This is a genomic window from Rhodobacter ferrooxidans, from assembly GCF_000176015.1.
Taxonomy (GTDB): domain Bacteria; phylum Pseudomonadota; class Alphaproteobacteria; order Rhodobacterales; family Rhodobacteraceae; genus Pseudorhodobacter_B; species Pseudorhodobacter_B ferrooxidans.
This window is the reverse complement of the sequence record NZ_ACYY01000007.1, coordinates 126,819-140,458: the sequence shown is the minus strand read 5'-3', so window position 1 is coordinate 140,458 and position 13,640 is coordinate 126,819. Positions and strand designations below refer to the sequence as shown.

General features: G+C 66.5%; 16 protein-coding genes. 10 read left to right on the top strand and 6 right to left on the bottom strand.

Annotation, left to right across the window (positions count from 1 at the left end; translation table 11 throughout):
- The first annotated feature begins 4 nt into the window (after positions 1-4).
- The 5 genes from RSW2DRAFT_RS07395 to RSW2DRAFT_RS07375 all read left to right on the top strand — a co-directional run bounded on the left by RSW2DRAFT_RS07395 (position 5) and on the right by RSW2DRAFT_RS07375 (position 5,612).
- Positions 5-913 (top strand): ABC transporter permease, encoded by a 909-nt coding sequence (locus tag RSW2DRAFT_RS07395; RefSeq protein WP_008029570.1) that lies wholly within the window; start codon positions 5-7, stop codon positions 911-913.
- A complete protein-coding gene (locus RSW2DRAFT_RS07390) occupies positions 906-1,730 on the top strand; it encodes an ABC transporter permease (protein WP_008029569.1) in 825 nt (274 codons plus the stop codon). Before RSW2DRAFT_RS07395 ends, RSW2DRAFT_RS07390 begins: the two co-directional genes overlap by 8 nt.
- Positions 1,731-1,778: 48 nt before the next feature.
- The gene (locus tag RSW2DRAFT_RS07385; protein ID WP_008029567.1) at positions 1,779-2,804 is read left to right on the top strand and encodes an extracellular solute-binding protein; all 1,026 of its coding nucleotides are present in this window, start codon (positions 1,779-1,781) and stop codon (positions 2,802-2,804) included.
- Between the two features lie 93 nt (positions 2,805-2,897).
- Positions 2,898-4,307: an amidase gene (locus tag RSW2DRAFT_RS07380; protein WP_008029565.1), complete on the top strand. Its 1,410-nt coding sequence runs from the start codon at positions 2,898-2,900 to the stop codon at positions 4,305-4,307.
- Positions 4,308-4,373: 66 nt separating this feature from the next.
- Positions 4,374-5,612, top strand: a complete 1,239-nt coding sequence (locus RSW2DRAFT_RS07375; RefSeq protein WP_008029563.1) for a 3-deoxy-D-manno-octulosonic acid transferase — start codon at positions 4,374-4,376, stop codon at positions 5,610-5,612.
- On the opposite strand, the gene RSW2DRAFT_RS07370 is transcribed toward RSW2DRAFT_RS07375, so the two are convergent.
- Positions 5,609-6,706, bottom strand: coding sequence for an acetoin utilization protein AcuC (locus RSW2DRAFT_RS07370; RefSeq protein ID WP_008029561.1), 1,098 nt, complete (start codon positions 6,704-6,706; stop codon positions 5,609-5,611). The two genes, RSW2DRAFT_RS07375 and RSW2DRAFT_RS07370, sit on opposite strands and share 4 nt — an antisense overlap.
- Positions 6,703-7,227, bottom strand: a complete 525-nt coding sequence (locus tag RSW2DRAFT_RS07365; protein ID WP_040671782.1) for a glutathione peroxidase — start codon at positions 7,225-7,227, stop codon at positions 6,703-6,705. Before RSW2DRAFT_RS07365 ends, RSW2DRAFT_RS07370 begins: the two co-directional genes overlap by 4 nt.
- A gap of 177 nt (positions 7,228-7,404) precedes the next feature.
- On the opposite strand from RSW2DRAFT_RS07365, the gene RSW2DRAFT_RS07360 reads away from it, so the two are divergent.
- Together RSW2DRAFT_RS07360 and RSW2DRAFT_RS07355 are read left to right on the top strand one after the other, a co-directional pair.
- Positions 7,405-7,890 (top strand): NUDIX hydrolase, encoded by a 486-nt coding sequence (locus RSW2DRAFT_RS07360; protein ID WP_050786788.1) that lies wholly within the window; start codon positions 7,405-7,407, stop codon positions 7,888-7,890.
- A 60-nt stretch (positions 7,891-7,950) separates the two neighbouring features.
- Positions 7,951-8,391: a DUF1178 family protein gene (locus tag RSW2DRAFT_RS07355; protein WP_008029555.1), complete on the top strand. Its 441-nt coding sequence runs from the start codon at positions 7,951-7,953 to the stop codon at positions 8,389-8,391.
- Positions 8,392-8,487: 96 nt separating this feature from the next.
- Here the strand turns inward: RSW2DRAFT_RS07355 and RSW2DRAFT_RS07350 are convergent, their stop codons facing one another.
- The gene (locus tag RSW2DRAFT_RS07350; protein ID WP_008029553.1) at positions 8,488-8,811 is read right to left on the bottom strand and encodes a 2Fe-2S iron-sulfur cluster-binding protein; all 324 of its coding nucleotides are present in this window, start codon (positions 8,809-8,811) and stop codon (positions 8,488-8,490) included.
- 129 nt (positions 8,812-8,940) lie between these two features.
- Between RSW2DRAFT_RS07350 and RSW2DRAFT_RS07345 the strand changes: the two genes are divergently transcribed.
- From RSW2DRAFT_RS07345 to RSW2DRAFT_RS07335, 3 genes are all read left to right on the top strand, one after another.
- The gene (locus RSW2DRAFT_RS07345) at positions 8,941-9,321 is read left to right on the top strand and encodes an OB-fold nucleic acid binding domain-containing protein (protein ID WP_008029552.1); all 381 of its coding nucleotides are present in this window, start codon (positions 8,941-8,943) and stop codon (positions 9,319-9,321) included.
- 84 nt (positions 9,322-9,405) lie between these two features.
- Positions 9,406-9,927 carry a peptidoglycan-binding domain-containing protein gene (locus RSW2DRAFT_RS07340; RefSeq protein WP_008029551.1) on the top strand — a complete coding sequence of 174 codons (522 nt, stop codon included), beginning with the start codon at positions 9,406-9,408 and terminating at the stop codon, positions 9,925-9,927.
- Between the two features lie 136 nt (positions 9,928-10,063).
- The gene (locus RSW2DRAFT_RS07335; RefSeq protein ID WP_008029548.1) at positions 10,064-10,771 is read left to right on the top strand and encodes a hypothetical protein; all 708 of its coding nucleotides are present in this window, start codon (positions 10,064-10,066) and stop codon (positions 10,769-10,771) included.
- Positions 10,772-10,918: 147 nt separating this feature from the next.
- Here RSW2DRAFT_RS07335 and RSW2DRAFT_RS07330 read toward each other — a convergent pair whose 3' ends face one another.
- From RSW2DRAFT_RS07330 to hflC, 3 genes are all read right to left on the bottom strand, one after another.
- On the bottom strand, positions 10,919-12,385 hold the full coding sequence (locus RSW2DRAFT_RS07330) for a Do family serine endopeptidase (RefSeq protein WP_198008079.1): 1,467 nt from the start codon (positions 12,383-12,385) through the stop codon (positions 10,919-10,921).
- A 166-nt stretch (positions 12,386-12,551) separates the two neighbouring features.
- A complete protein-coding gene (locus RSW2DRAFT_RS07325; RefSeq protein WP_008029544.1) occupies positions 12,552-12,746 on the bottom strand; it encodes a DUF2065 family protein in 195 nt (64 codons plus the stop codon).
- Positions 12,743-13,639: a protease modulator HflC gene (gene hflC / locus RSW2DRAFT_RS07320; protein ID WP_008029542.1), complete on the bottom strand. Its 897-nt coding sequence runs from the start codon at positions 13,637-13,639 to the stop codon at positions 12,743-12,745. The genes RSW2DRAFT_RS07325 and hflC overlap by 4 nt, the downstream gene beginning before the upstream one ends.
- Between the last annotated feature and the right edge of the window lies 1 nt (position 13,640).

The window sequence follows — 13,640 nt, the reverse complement described above, 5'->3', positions numbered from 1 at the left end:
GGCCTTGTCCAGCAACGAGGACCGCGCCCGCGCCGCCAACACCCGCACTGCCTGGGCGTTATCGACCCCGGCGCTGGCGCTGCTGGCGCTGGCCGCCATCGGGCCGCTGCTGATCGTGCTGGTCTATTCCTTCCTTACCCCCGGCGCGCATGGCAACGTGGAATGGGCGTTCTCGCTGGAAGGCTGGACCGGCATCGTCGCCACCAAGGACATCTTCGACGACACCTGGGGGCTGGCGGATGCCAATATCTCGATCTTCTGGCGGTCGGTGAAACTGTCGCTGCTGACCACGGTGATCACCTTTGCCGTGGGCTTTCCCACGGCCTGGTTCATCGCCACACGGCCGCCCAAGGCCCGCGCCATGTGGTTGTTCCTGATCACCATTCCGTTCTGGACCAACGTGCTGATCCGCACCTTCGCCATCAACCAGGTGATCCGCAACGAGGGCATCCTGAACGCCATCCTGCTGAAATTCGGTCTGATCGACGCGCCGTTGCAGATCACCTACACCAACACCGCGGTGCTGATCGGCATGGTCTATGTCTACCTGCCACTGATGGTGCTGCCGCTGTTCGCGGTGATCGACCGCTTCGACATGCGGCTGCTGGAGGCGGGCTACGACCTTTACGCCAGCCGGATGCAGATCCTGCGCCGGGTGATCCTGCCGATCACCAAGCCCGGCATCATCGCCGGCTCGATCCTGGTGTTCGTGCCCTGCCTTGGCGCCTACGTGACGCCGCGCATCCTGGGCGGCGGCAAGCTGATGATGATCGGCAATTTCATCGAGCTGCAATTCGGCCAGGGCCGCAACTGGCCGCTGGGGGCGGCGCTGTCGATGACCTTGCTGGTGGTGGTGACGATCGCGCTGCTGTTCTATGTCCGCACCCTGAACGGAGACCGCAAGGATGGCTGAGCGCACAACAAGGCGGGGCGGCAAAAGCTTTTCGGTGACCCGGCTGCCGGGGTTCGCCCCCATCGCGGTGGTGGTGTTCCTGGTGCTTTACGCCCCGATCGCCACTCTGGTCGGCTATTCGTTCAACGCCTCGGAAAGCGTGTCGCAATGGGGCGGGTTCTCGCTGCACTGGTATGGCGTGGCGCTGCAGAACGGCGAGGTCACCGACGCGGCCATCACCTCGATGATCGTGGCGGGCTTTGCCGCGGTGATCTCGACCCTGGTGGCCACCATGGCGGCGCTGGGAACCACGCGGCGCGGCCACGTGCCGGGGCAGACCGTGATCTATGCCATGATCAACCAGCCGCTGATGGTGCCCGAGATCGTGACGGCGGTGGCCCTCCTGATCTTCTTTGCCATGGTCAAGCAGGCCACCGGCTATACCGGGCTTGGCTACCTGATCCTGGCACATTCGGCGTTCTGCATCCCCTTTGCCTACCTGCCGATCCGGGCGCGGCTGGAGGGCATGGACCTCAGCCTCGAAACCGCCGCCGCCGATCTTTACGCCAGCCCCTGGCAGACTTTCCGGCGGGTGACGCTGCCCTTGCTGATGCCCGCGATCTTTGCCGGGGCGATGCTGGCCTTCGTGATCTCGCTGGATGACGTGGTGATCACCGAATTCATCAAGTCGCCGGGGCAGGACACCCTGCCCACCTTCATGATGGGCCAGTTGCGCCGGTCGATGAAGCCCGATGTCAACGCGATTTCCACCCTGCTGCTGGGCGTCACCCTGGTGATGCTGAGCGCGTTTTTCCTGCTGAGCCGAAAACGGGACTGAAATGCCCCGGTCAAACCACAAGACTGCGTCCAACCAAGGAGAGTTCCGATGAAGAAATACCTGATCGCCACCGCGTTGCTGCTGTCAAGCACCACGCTGGCCGCCGCCGAGGGCGAGTTGTTCCTGTATAACTGGGGCAATTACACCAGCCCCGAGATGATCAAGAAGTTCGAGGACCAATACGGCGTCAAGGTCACCATCACCGATTTCGACAGCAACGACACCGCACTGGCCAAGATCGAGGCCGGGGCGCATGGCTTTGACCTGGCGGTGCCCTCGGCCGGCTTTGTCGGCATCTATGCCGAAAAGGGGCTGATCCAGGAGCTGGACCTTGCCCGCCTGCCCAACCACGCCAACATCGCCCCGGAATGGATGAACGTGGCCTGGGACGAGGGCCGCAAATGGTCGGTGCCGTGGCAGTGGGGTTCCACCGGCGTTTCGGTGAACACCAAGGTCTATACCGGCGACATTAACACCAGCGCCATCTTCATGGACCCGCCGGAGGAGTTGAAGGGCAAGATCAACGTCATCCCGGAAATGGGCGACGTTCTGGCGCTGGCCACGATGTATGAGGGCGGCGAAGTCTGTTCGGAAGACCCCGCGGTGATGAAGAAGGTGCGCGACGCCCTGCTGGCGGCCAAGCCGTCGTGGATGGCGATGGATTATTCGACCGTCGAGAAGATGAGCAACAACGACTATGCGGCGACGGTGGATTGGAACGGCTCGTCGATGCGGGCGCGGCTGGGCAATGCCGATGTGGCCTATGGCTATCCCAAGGAAGGCTTCGGCTTGTGGATGGACAACGTGGTGCTGCTGAAGGACGCCAAGAACGTCGATAACGCCTATCTGTTCATGGACTTCATCATGCAGCCCGAGAATGCGGCGGCGCTGTCGGCCTTTGCCCGTTATGCCAACGGCATCGCCGGATCGGACGCCTTCATGCCCGAGGACATGAAGACCGCGCCCGAGATCGTGACCCCGGCGGAATTCGCCGACAAGGGGCATTTCGTGCTGGCCTGTTCCGGCAAGGCGCTGGAATACCAGACCGCGATCTGGACCGAGTTGCAGAAATAGGTTGCGCCGCGGGCCTTTGGCCCGCGACGCGGAGGCGGGGGCGCTGCCCCCCGCACCCCCCGGGATATTTGAGCAGAGAAGAATGGGAAGCCAATGGGGTTGACCGGGCTTTCGGCCTCGGATCTGGCGCGGCTGATCGCTGTGCGGCAGGTGGCGCCGTCGGAGGTGATGGCGGCGTTTCTGGCGCGGACCCAGGCGGTCAATCCGGGGATCAACGCGCTGGTGTCGTTGCGCGATGCCGATGATCTGATGGCTGAGGCGCGGCGGCTGGATGATGCAGCGCCGCGTGGCTGGCTGCATGGGCTGCCGTTTGCGGTGAAGGATCTGGTGGCGGTGCGGGGGCTGCGCACCACCTATGGCTCGCCGCTGTTTGCCGATTTCGTGCCCGCTGCCGATGACCTGCTGGCCGCAAGGCTGCGGGCGGCGGGGGCGGTGTTCATCGGCAAGAGCAACACGCCGGAATGGGGTCAGGGCAGCCACAGCTTCAACCCGGTGCATGGCGTGACGCGCAATCCCTATGACCCGAGCCGCAGCGCCGGGGGGTCGTCGGGCGGGGCGGCGGCGGCACTGGCGGCGCGGCTGGTGCCGGTGGCCGATGGCTCGGACATGATGGGCAGTCTGCGCAACCCGGCGGCGTTCTGCAATGTCTATGGCTTTCGGCCCAGTTGGGGGCTGGTGCCCGGCGATGCGGTGGGCGACTCGTTTCTGGCGACGCTGGCCACCGAAGGGCCGATGGCGCTGACCGTGGAAGACCTGGCGCGGTTGCTGGAGGTGATGGCCGGGCCGAACCCTTTGGTGCCGTTCTGCCGCCCCGCCGAGGGCTTTGCCGACCGTCTTGATGCGCCGGTGAAGGGGCTGCGGATCGGCTGGCTGGGCGACTGGGGCGGGGCCTATCGCTGCGAGCCGGGGATACTGGACTTGTGCGAGGCGGCGCTGGCGGTGTTCGCCGATATGGGCGCCGAGGTGGTGCCGGTGCCGCCGCCGTTTCCGGCGGAGCAGTTGTGGCAGGCCTGGACCACCCTGCGCGCCATGCTGAATGCGGGCGACAAGGCGGGGCTTTATGCCGATCCTGTGAAACGGGCGGCGCTGAAACCGGAAACCGTCTGGGAGATCGAGCAGGGTCAGGGGCTGAGTGCCGCCGCCGTGCATGCGGCCTCGGTGATCCGCTCGCGCTGGTATGCAAGGGTCGCCCGGCTGTTTCAGGACCATGACGCGCTGGTGCTGCCCTCGGCGCAGGTCTGGCCGTTTCCGGCGGAATGGCGTTGGCCGCAGGTGATCGACGGGCGGGCGATGGACACCTATCACCGCTGGATGGAGGTGGTGGTGCCGGTGTCGCTGGCGGGGCTACCGGCGCTGGCGCTGCCTGCGGGGTTTGGCGCGCAGGGCTTGCCGATGGGGATGCAGGTCTTCGGGCCGGTGGGGGCGGATGCGAAGGTGCTGGCGCTGGGGCAGGCCTATCATCTGGCCACCGACTGGCCCGGCAGGCGGCCACCGGTGCTGTAGGGCGGCGGGCGCTTGCCTATGGGCCGGGCGCGGCCTAAGCATCGGGCAGCGGATGGCGGAGGACATGTGCAGTTTTACCGGTTCCTGATGCGGCTTGCGCTGCCGGTGCTGCTGGCCATGGTGCTGGTGCAGATACTGCGCGGGCGGTTGCCGCGGGCGGCGCTGGCCGAGCGGCTGGGGCGGGCCGGGGTGCGTCCATCGGGGCGGCTGCTGTGGCTGCATGGCGCCAGCAATGGCGAGTTGACCTCGGTGCGCTGGTTGGTCGAGCGGCTGCTGGCGGACGATCCTTCCCTGAGCCTGCTGGTCACCTGCAACAGTGCCTCTGGCCGGGCGATGGTGCAGGGCTGGGGCTTGCCGCGGCTGTCGGTGCAACTGGCGCCGTTCGATGTGCCGGGGGTGGTGCGGCGGCATCTGGCGCGCTGGCAGCCACAGGCGCTGGTGACGGTGGAGAACGAGCTGTGGCCCGAGCGGCTGCGGCAGATGGCGGCGCTTGGCCCGGTGCTGCTGATCGGGGCGCGGATGTCGCAGCGCAGCGCCGACCGCTGGGCAAGGCTGGCGCCGGGGGTGATGGGCGAAACGCTGCAACGGCTGCGGGCGGTTTCGGCGCAGGATGCGGGGTCCGAGGCGCGGCTGCTGGCGCTGGGGTTGCCGGAAGGGCGGCTGCTGTCCCGGCTGATGCTGAAGGCGCAGGCAGCGCCGGTGCAGGCGGTGGCACCGTTTGAACAGCCGGTGCCAAGGGCGCGCTGTCTGCTGGCGGCCTCGACCCACGAGGGCGAGGATGCGCTGATTCTCGACGCATTTGCTGCGGCGCGGGCGGCTGGTAGGTTCGATCTGCTAATCCTGGCACCAAGGCATCCGCGCCGCAGCGCCGCGATTGCCGGGCTGATCGCGGCGCGGGGCTTTGACTTTGCCACCCGCTCGAAGGGCGAAGTGCCGGGGCCGCGGACGGCGGTGTATCTGGCCGATACGCTGGGCGAGATGGCGGGATGGTATGGCATGGCCGGGGTGACGATCATCGGCGGCAGCTTTGGCGAGGCCGGGGGGCATACGCCTTATGAACCGGCGGCGCTTGGGTCGGCGCTGATCCACGGCCCGTCGGTGGCGAATTTCGCCGAAAGCTTTGCGGCGCTGGATGCGGGCGGCGCGGCGGTTTCGGTGGCGGATGGCAAGGGGCTGGCCGGGGCGCTGCTGGCGCTGGATGCGGGCGAACAGCAACGACTGGCGGCAAGGGCGCAGGCGGTGCTGGTGCCGGGCGATGACGCAACGGCGTTGCTGGAGGCGATCCGCGCTGCGCTTTCCGGCTAACGCCGCGCCAGATGCGCCAGCGAGTCCAACACTTCGGGGCGCACCGGGCCTTCGCGCGGGGCGTCGCGCAGGGTGTTCAGCAGGTGTGGCGGCGGGGGGGATTTGACGGGCAGCGCCCACAGAAGGTCTTGTGCGGCCTCGGGCAATTCCTCGGGGATCGCCTCGCCCGCCAGCGTGGCCCAGACCCCGGTCCAGCAGCGCGCCACGGCATGCGGATCATAGCCGCCACCGCCCAGCACCAGCAGCCGCGGTGCGATCGGCATCAGCGCCGCCACCACCGCCCAATGCGCGTTGTTCGACAGCGCCAACCGTGCCAACGGGTCTTCGGCCAGCGCATCGGCACCGCATTGCAGCACCACCGCCTCGGGGCGGAAGGCCGCCAGCCGGGGCAGGATCAGGCCCTCCAGCACGGCCCGCATTTCAGTGTCGTTGAAACCGCGCGGCACCGGCAGGTTGAAGCAATTGCCGCCGCCATCCTCGGCCAGCGCCCCGGTGAACGGCCAGCGCCGGGCCTCGTGGACCGAGATCAGCAGCGCCTGCGGGTCACCGGCAAACGCCGCCTCGACCCCGTCGCAATGGTGCGCGTCGATATCGACATAGGCGATGCGGCGGATGCCGTTGCGGCGCAGCACCTTCATCCCCAGCACCACATCGTTCAGATAGCAAAAGCCGTTGGCCCGTGCAGCCAGCCCATGATGGGTGCCGCCGCCCGGCACATGCACCACGCCGCCATCGGTCAGCAACTCCGCCGCCAGCATCACCCCGCCTGCCCCGGTGGCCGGGCGGCGGAACATCTGCGGGAACACCGGATTGGCGCTGGTGCCAAGGCCGTAGGTGGCGCGCACCTGCGGGCTGACCGTGCCTTCGGCCTCGGCGGTCTGGAGGGCGGCGATATAGCCGGGGTCATGCCACAGCGTCAGGGCGGCGGGCTTGGCCTGCGGGCTGGTGCGATAGCGTTCGGGCGGCAACCAGCCCAAGGCGCGGCACAGGTCAATCACCGTCGAAACCCGCGGGATCCGCAGCGGATGCGACGGGCCGAAGCTGGAGTTGCGGTAGATCTCCGAGCCGATGAACAGCGGCGAAGGCAGGCTCACTGCAACAGCGTCTCGATCCTGCCGGTGATGGCGCGGGCGGTGGGCTTGGTGGTCGAGCCCCAGGTGCCCACCACCTCGCCCTTGGTCCCCAGCAACACCTTGTTGAAATTCCAGCCCGGGGTAAAGCCGTTGGCATCGCGCATCCAGGCATAGAACGGATGCGCCGCAGCACCCGTCACCGGGGTGATCTCGGTCATCGGAATGGTCAGATCGAAGTTGACGTCGCAGAACTCCTTGACCGCCTTGCCATCGGTCAGTTCCTGGTTGAAGTCGTTCGACGGCACCGCCAGCACCACCAGCCCCTGCGCGGCATAGCGGTCTGACAGCGCCTGCAGGTCGTCATATTGCGGGGTAAAACCACAGAGCGAGGCGGTGTTGACCACCAGCACCGGATGGCCGCGCCAGGCCTTGGTGTCCAGCGTGCCACCGTCGATCGAGGCAAAGCGGAAGCCGGGTTCCGCCGCCGCTGCCGCCGAGGCCAGCCAAAGGGTCAGCACCACTGTCATTACCGCTCTGGTCATTGCCGCAGCCCCTTTGCACGTTCCCCGAGCCTGAAACATAGGGCGGCGGCAAATCCTGTCAAACTGCCGTGAGACCCGAAGGAAAACCGTGCATTTCCTGCCGATTCTGCCATGCTGTTACAAATACCCCGGCTGCAGAAGAATGGCCGGGCAAACATCAGGCAGCGGGCTCAGATCGTGGACAGCAGTGTTTCCCCAGCAACCGCCCCCGAGGCGGTGCCACAGGCGCAGGTAGGTGCGCTGTGCTGGCGCCGCATCGGCAAACGGCTGGAAGTGCTGCTGATCACCAGCCGCGACACCGGGCGCTGGGTGATCCCGAAGGGCTGGCCGATTGCCGGGCTGACGGCGGCGGATTCGGCGGCGCGCGAGGCGTTCGAGGAAGCCGGGGTTGAAGGCAAGGCGCTGGGCGACTGCATCGGGCGCTATGGCTATCTGAAAATGCTGGCACCGCAGGACGGGCTGGCCTGCGAGGTGGCGGTCTATCCGTTGCAGGTGAAGGCGCTGCGCGACCGCTTTCCCGAAAGCCAGCAACGGCGGCGCAAGTGGTTCACCCCACGCAAGGCCGCCCGCAAGGTGGCCGAACCCGACCTGCAAGGGCTGCTGGACGGGCTGGAGCAGTTGCTCTCCCCCGCCCTGCCTGCGGCCAAGACCGCCAAGGCTTGATTTCCGCCCGCCACTGGATACATGCTGACGGATGGGCGGCTGGACCGCCATGAGGATGCCATGATCCGCTACACCCTGAAATGCAGCGCCGGCCACGGGTTCGAGTCGTGGTTCGCCTCGGCCACGGCCTATGACGATCAGGTGTTGCGCGGGCTGGTCGGCTGCCCGGTCTGTGGGGCGGTGCAGGTGGAAAAGACCCTGATGGCCCCGGCGGTGCGACCGGCGCGCAAGGCGGGCGGGGAAGGGACTGCGGCTGCGGGGCCGTTGTCGGCACCGGCCTCGGAGGCAGAAGCTGCGCTGGCGGCGCTGAAGCGCGAGGTCGAGAAGAATTCCGACTATGTGGGGATGAACTTCGCCACCGAGGCGCGGCGCATCCATGCCGGGGCGGCCCCGGAGCGGGCGATCCATGGCGAGGCCAAGCCCGAGGAGGCGCGGCAGTTGATCGAGGAGGGCGTGCCGGTGATGCCGCTGCCATTCCTGCCGACGCGCAAGACCAACTGAAACAGAAGGGGGGCTGTCTGCCCCCCTACGGCCTTCGGCCTACCCCCCGAGGATATTTGTCCAAAGGTGAAGTCGGACCGGTTCAGGTGGACTGATTCAGATCTGGCGTTCGGGCATGTGGACCACCAGGCCGTCCAGTGCCGAAGTCACCTTGATCTGGCACGACAGCCGCGAGCGGATCGGGTCGGGTTGCCAGGCGAAATCCAGCATGTCGGCTTCCATTTCTTCCTTGCGCGGCAGTTTGGCCACCCAGTCGGCGGCCACCAGCACATGGCAGGTCGAACAGGCGCAGGCGCCGCCGCAATCGGCGTCGATCCCCGGCACGCGGTTGTCGCGCGCGCCTTCCATCACGGTCATGCCATTGGCCACCTCGATGACATGTTCCTTGCCGCCGTATTCCACATAGGTGATCTTCGCCATGCTGTGCCCTTTTCGTAAGCGATGCCGTCTTTGCAGCGGCATAGGCGAAAAATGCGGCATTTGCCAGAGGGGGAAACGGCTTGCCCTTGCGGGAATTTGTTCTATATTTGTTCACGTCAGGGAGGGAACATGGCCGACTGGATGACCCAGACCCCGGTGCCGAACACCTGGCCGCGCCCGCCCGCGGCGCTGCCGCACATCCGGCTGGACGAGCCGCCGGTGGGGGCGCGGGTTTGTGTGGCCGGGTTGGTGCTGGTGCGCCAGCGGCCCGGCACCGCCAAGGGGGTGATCTTTCTGACGCTGGAGGACGAGACCGCGGTCTGCAACGTGGTGGTCTGGGCGCAGGTTTACGAGAAGTTCCGCCGGGCGGTGATCTCGGGGCGGTTGCTGCGGGTGACCGGGCGGTTGCAGCGCGAGGCGGGCGTGGTACATGTGGTGGCCGAGGTGATCGAGGATCTGTCGCCGCTGCTGGACCGCTTGTTGCAGCCCGAGGCGGCACCAGAGGGCTGAGGTCTTTCGCAGCCTGCGCATTGCCGCTATGCTGGCTTGCGATAACGCCGGGTCAACCCGGCCAACAGGCACAGTGACCGGCGCATGCGCAGACCCCTTACCCTTCTTTGCCTGCTGGCGCTGGCCGCCTGCCAAAGTGCCGCCACGCCCGAGGCACCGGGCCGCGCCGATCTGGCCGCCGAACTGACCCGCCGCAGCCCGCCACCTGCCGAGGACGGCGTATGCTGGGCCAGCGATGTCACCCCTGCGGTGATCGAGACGGTGACCGAGCAGGTGATGCAGCCCGCCGAACCCGCTCGCGACGGCAAACCCGCCCGCCCCGCCAGTTTCCGCACCGTCACCCGCCAGCAGATCGTGCAGGACCGCGAGGAGGTGTGGTTCCGCACCCCTTGCGACGCAGAAATGACCGTGGATTTCATCGCCACCCTGCAACGGGCCCTGAAGGCGCGCGGGCTTTACCGCACGACGCTGACCGGGGTGATGGACGACCCCACCCGCGACGCGATCCGCCGGTTCCAGGCGCCGCTGGGGCTGGACAGCCCGCTGCTGTCGCTGGCAGCGGCGCGCGATCTGGGGATCGTCGCCACCGATCTGGGGCAGTTGTGAGCGGGCTGACGCAAGCCGCCTACGAGGCCGAGGTGCTGCGGCATTGGGGTGGCCAGCCGGACAATTCGGGTTTACGGCGTGACCAAGACGACCCGGCAGGTGCAGCGGAGCGGACACCAGGCCGCCGGGAACCATCATGTCCCTGATCAATGCCTGGAAGCGGCAGGGCAGCCTTGAACTGCCGACGATTGTCATGGTCTTGAGTGCCATTGCCGGGGCAGCCTTGGCGGAAACTCTTCCTGTTCGACTGGGAACGAATTTTCCGGATGCCGTAGGTCGACCGCTTCAAAAATCCGGCTCGGTCGCCGAAGTATTGCGCAGGTTGAACTTGGGCATGCAACTCTATGTAACCGACGTCGACAATTGCCAGGCGCTGATCAGGATTCCCCCCTGGAAACAACAAGAGATCGACACGCTGACCGACACCCATACGATAGTTCAATCCATCGAGGCGGGGTGCTGGGCCGTTCTGCAGTTTGACCCGAGCACACGAGTGACAACGTTCGAATCGACCGACAGGATCACGCCGGCCATGATTCATGGGATCATGGCCCATTCTGAAGAATTATCAGCGGGCAATGATGAATGGCGCAAGACCCTGACGACCTTTGCCGCCGGTGTCATAACCTGCAAAGACGAAGATCGTTGCCTTCTGGCTTTGCCCGACGGGAAAAGACCGCCCGATGAATCACTGCTGTTTGATCTGATCCTGGCGAAGGACGATGCGCGTTTCATCCTGGTCACGCAGTTGTTTCAGGGGCGAGCTGGCTTCGTGTATGGCGTGCGGTGGCGCGAAACCGCAGGCGGGGGCGAGGTGATCTCTATGTTTCCGGAAATGGAGTAGCCCTTCCGACCGAACCGGCCGCATCCTGGCCGACGAGGGTGCCGAATGGGTCGAGGCGTTCCGCAGCCGTCTTTTGCGCGAGATCGGCTGAACGCAAAGGGGCGGCAGGTTGCCCCGCCGCCCCGGCAATGCGCCCGGACGGACCGGTTATTCCAGCGACAGCGCCACGAAGCGCGGATCACCATCGCGGCGGATCAGCAGCAGCAAGGATTTGCGCCCGGCATCCTTGGCCTCGGTCACCCGGTCTTTCAGATCCTGCACCTTCAGCACCTTCTGCTGGCCGGCCTCGGTGATCAGGTCGCCCTGACGCAGACCCTTTTCATAAGCCTCGGCGTTCACATCGACATCGGTGATCACCAACCCTTCGCTGCCCTTTGGCAGGCCCAGACCTTCGGCATCCGACGGCGACAGTTCGGCCACCGTCAGTCCCAGCAACTCGCCCTTGGCCGGTTCGGCCGGGGTGGCCGCGGGGGTGACGGTCTCTTCGCCCTCGGCGGTTTCACGGCGGCCCAGCGTCACCGACAGGGTCTGCGATGCGCCTTCACGCAGCACCACCACCGACACCGCCTGCCCCACCGGCGCACCGGCAACGCGGCGCACCAGATCGCGGGTGTCGGCCACTTCCTTGCCGTCAAAGGTGACGATCACGTCGCCCGACAGCATGCCCGCATCCTTGGCCGGCCCATCGGGCACATCGGTGATCAGCGCGCCTTTCGAGGCGGTCAGCCCCATCGCCTCGGCCACATCCGGCGTCACGTCCTGGATGCGCACGCCCAGCCAGCCGCGGCGGGTTTCACCGAACTCGCGCAACTGATCGACCACATCCGACACCACGTTCGAGGCCATCGAGAAACCGATGCCGATCGAGCCGCCGTTGGGCGACATGATGGCGGTGTTCACGCCCACCACCTGACCGTCCATGTTGAACAGCGGCCCGCCCGAGTTGCCGCGGTTGATTGCGGCGTCGGTCTGGATGAAATCGTCAAACGCGCCGGAAATTGCCCGGTTGCGCGCCGACACGATGCCGGCCGAGACCGAGAAGCCCTGCCCCAGCGGGTTGCCCATCGCCACCACCCAGTCACCGACCCGCATCAGGTCGCTGTCGCCAAAGGTCACGAAGGGCAGCGGTTTGTCGCTTTCCACCTTCAAGAGCGCGATGTCGGTCTTGGTGTCGGTGCCGACCAGCTTGGCCTTCAGCCGGTCGCCACTGAAAAACTCGATCTCGATGTCATCGGCGCCTTCGATGACGTGGTTGTTGGTGACGATGAACCCGTCCTCCGACACCACGAAACCCGACCCCAGCGCTTCGGAGCGGCGCGGCTCGGCGGGGCCGCCATTGCCGTTGCGGTCCATGAAATCCTTGAAGAAATCCTGGAACGGCGAACCGTCGGGCAGCGTCGGCCCGTCGCCCATGCCGCCTGCCACCACCGACGAAGTGGTGATGTTGACCACCGAAGGGCTGATCTTTTCAGCCAGATCGGCAAAGCTGTCGGGCATGGTCTGGGCAACGGCCTGCGATACCTGCGCCAGGGCCAGCCCGATCCCCAGCGTCAGGGCCAGAAACAGCCCGGTGCGGCGCACCGGGGCTGCATCGGCGGTTTTCGCGATTGTCATGGCGTTGGACTGCACACCGAACTCCTTTTCATTTCCCTGAACCGAGGCCGCCGCGAAGGCGGGGCCGTCTGCGCTGCATCATCATCTGGGCACGCGGCAATGCAATGCAATCCCTGTCGCGGGTCGTCAAATGGATGTGAACAGCTTTTCCTGCCTTGTCACTGTTTCAGGCGCCAAGCCAGCGGGCAAGCCAAATCAATGTGACCCCCAGCGCCAGCGCCAGCAAACCCAAGGCGCGGCGGCGGTCGCGCGACATCGCGGCGATCAGCGTCACCAGATCGTCGATACGCGAAGGGGCCAGCGCGAACGCCAGCCCCTCCACCACCAGAACCAGCCCGAGGGCCAGCAGGATCATGCTCATGGCAGTGTCGGCGGGGCCGGGGCAACCGGCGGCTGATCGCTGCGCAGATAGTCGAAGAACTGGCTGTCGGGTTGCATCACGATCGACGAATTGCCCCCCTTCAGCGCCCGTTCGTAACTGGTCAGCGAGCGGGTGAAGGCGAAGAATTCGGGATCGCGGCCAAAGGCATCGGCATAGATGGCGTTGCGTTTCGCATCCGCCTCGCCGCGCACCACTTCGGCCTCCTTGCGGGCTTGCGACACCAACTCGACCACCGTGCGGTCGGCAGAGGCGCGCACCCGTTGCGCCGCCTCGCCGCCGCGGGCGATCTCGTCGGCCGCCTCGCGTTCGCGTTCGGCCCGCATCCGCGCATAGGTGGCGGCCAGGTTCTGCTCGGGCAGGTCGGTGCGGGTCAGCCGCACGTCGATGACGTCAACCCCCAGCGCCGCCGCCTCGCGCTTGGCGATGTCGCGGATCTGGTTCATCAGGCCGGTGCGGTCTTCCGACAGCACCCGCTGCGACGGCACGGTGCCCAGCACCTCGCGGATGGCGGCGTTGATGATGCGGTCAAGCCGCACTTGCCCCGCCTCGATGCCGCCCGCCCCCACCGCCTCGCGGAAGGCGGTCAGATCGGTGATCTGCCAGCGGGCAAAGGCGTCCACCACCAGCCGGCGGTCGTCCAGCGGCGTCACTTCCAAAGGCTGCGTCGGCAGGCTGAGGATGCGGCCATCGTAACGCACCACTTCCTGGATCAGCGGGATCTTGAAGCCCAGACCGGGGTCTTCCTTCACCGCCTTGACCTGACCGAATTGCAGCACCAGCACCTTTTCGCGCTCATCGACGATGAACACCGACGAGATTGCCAGCACACCGGCAATCACCAGAATCGGCAGGATGATCGAACTTCTGTTCATC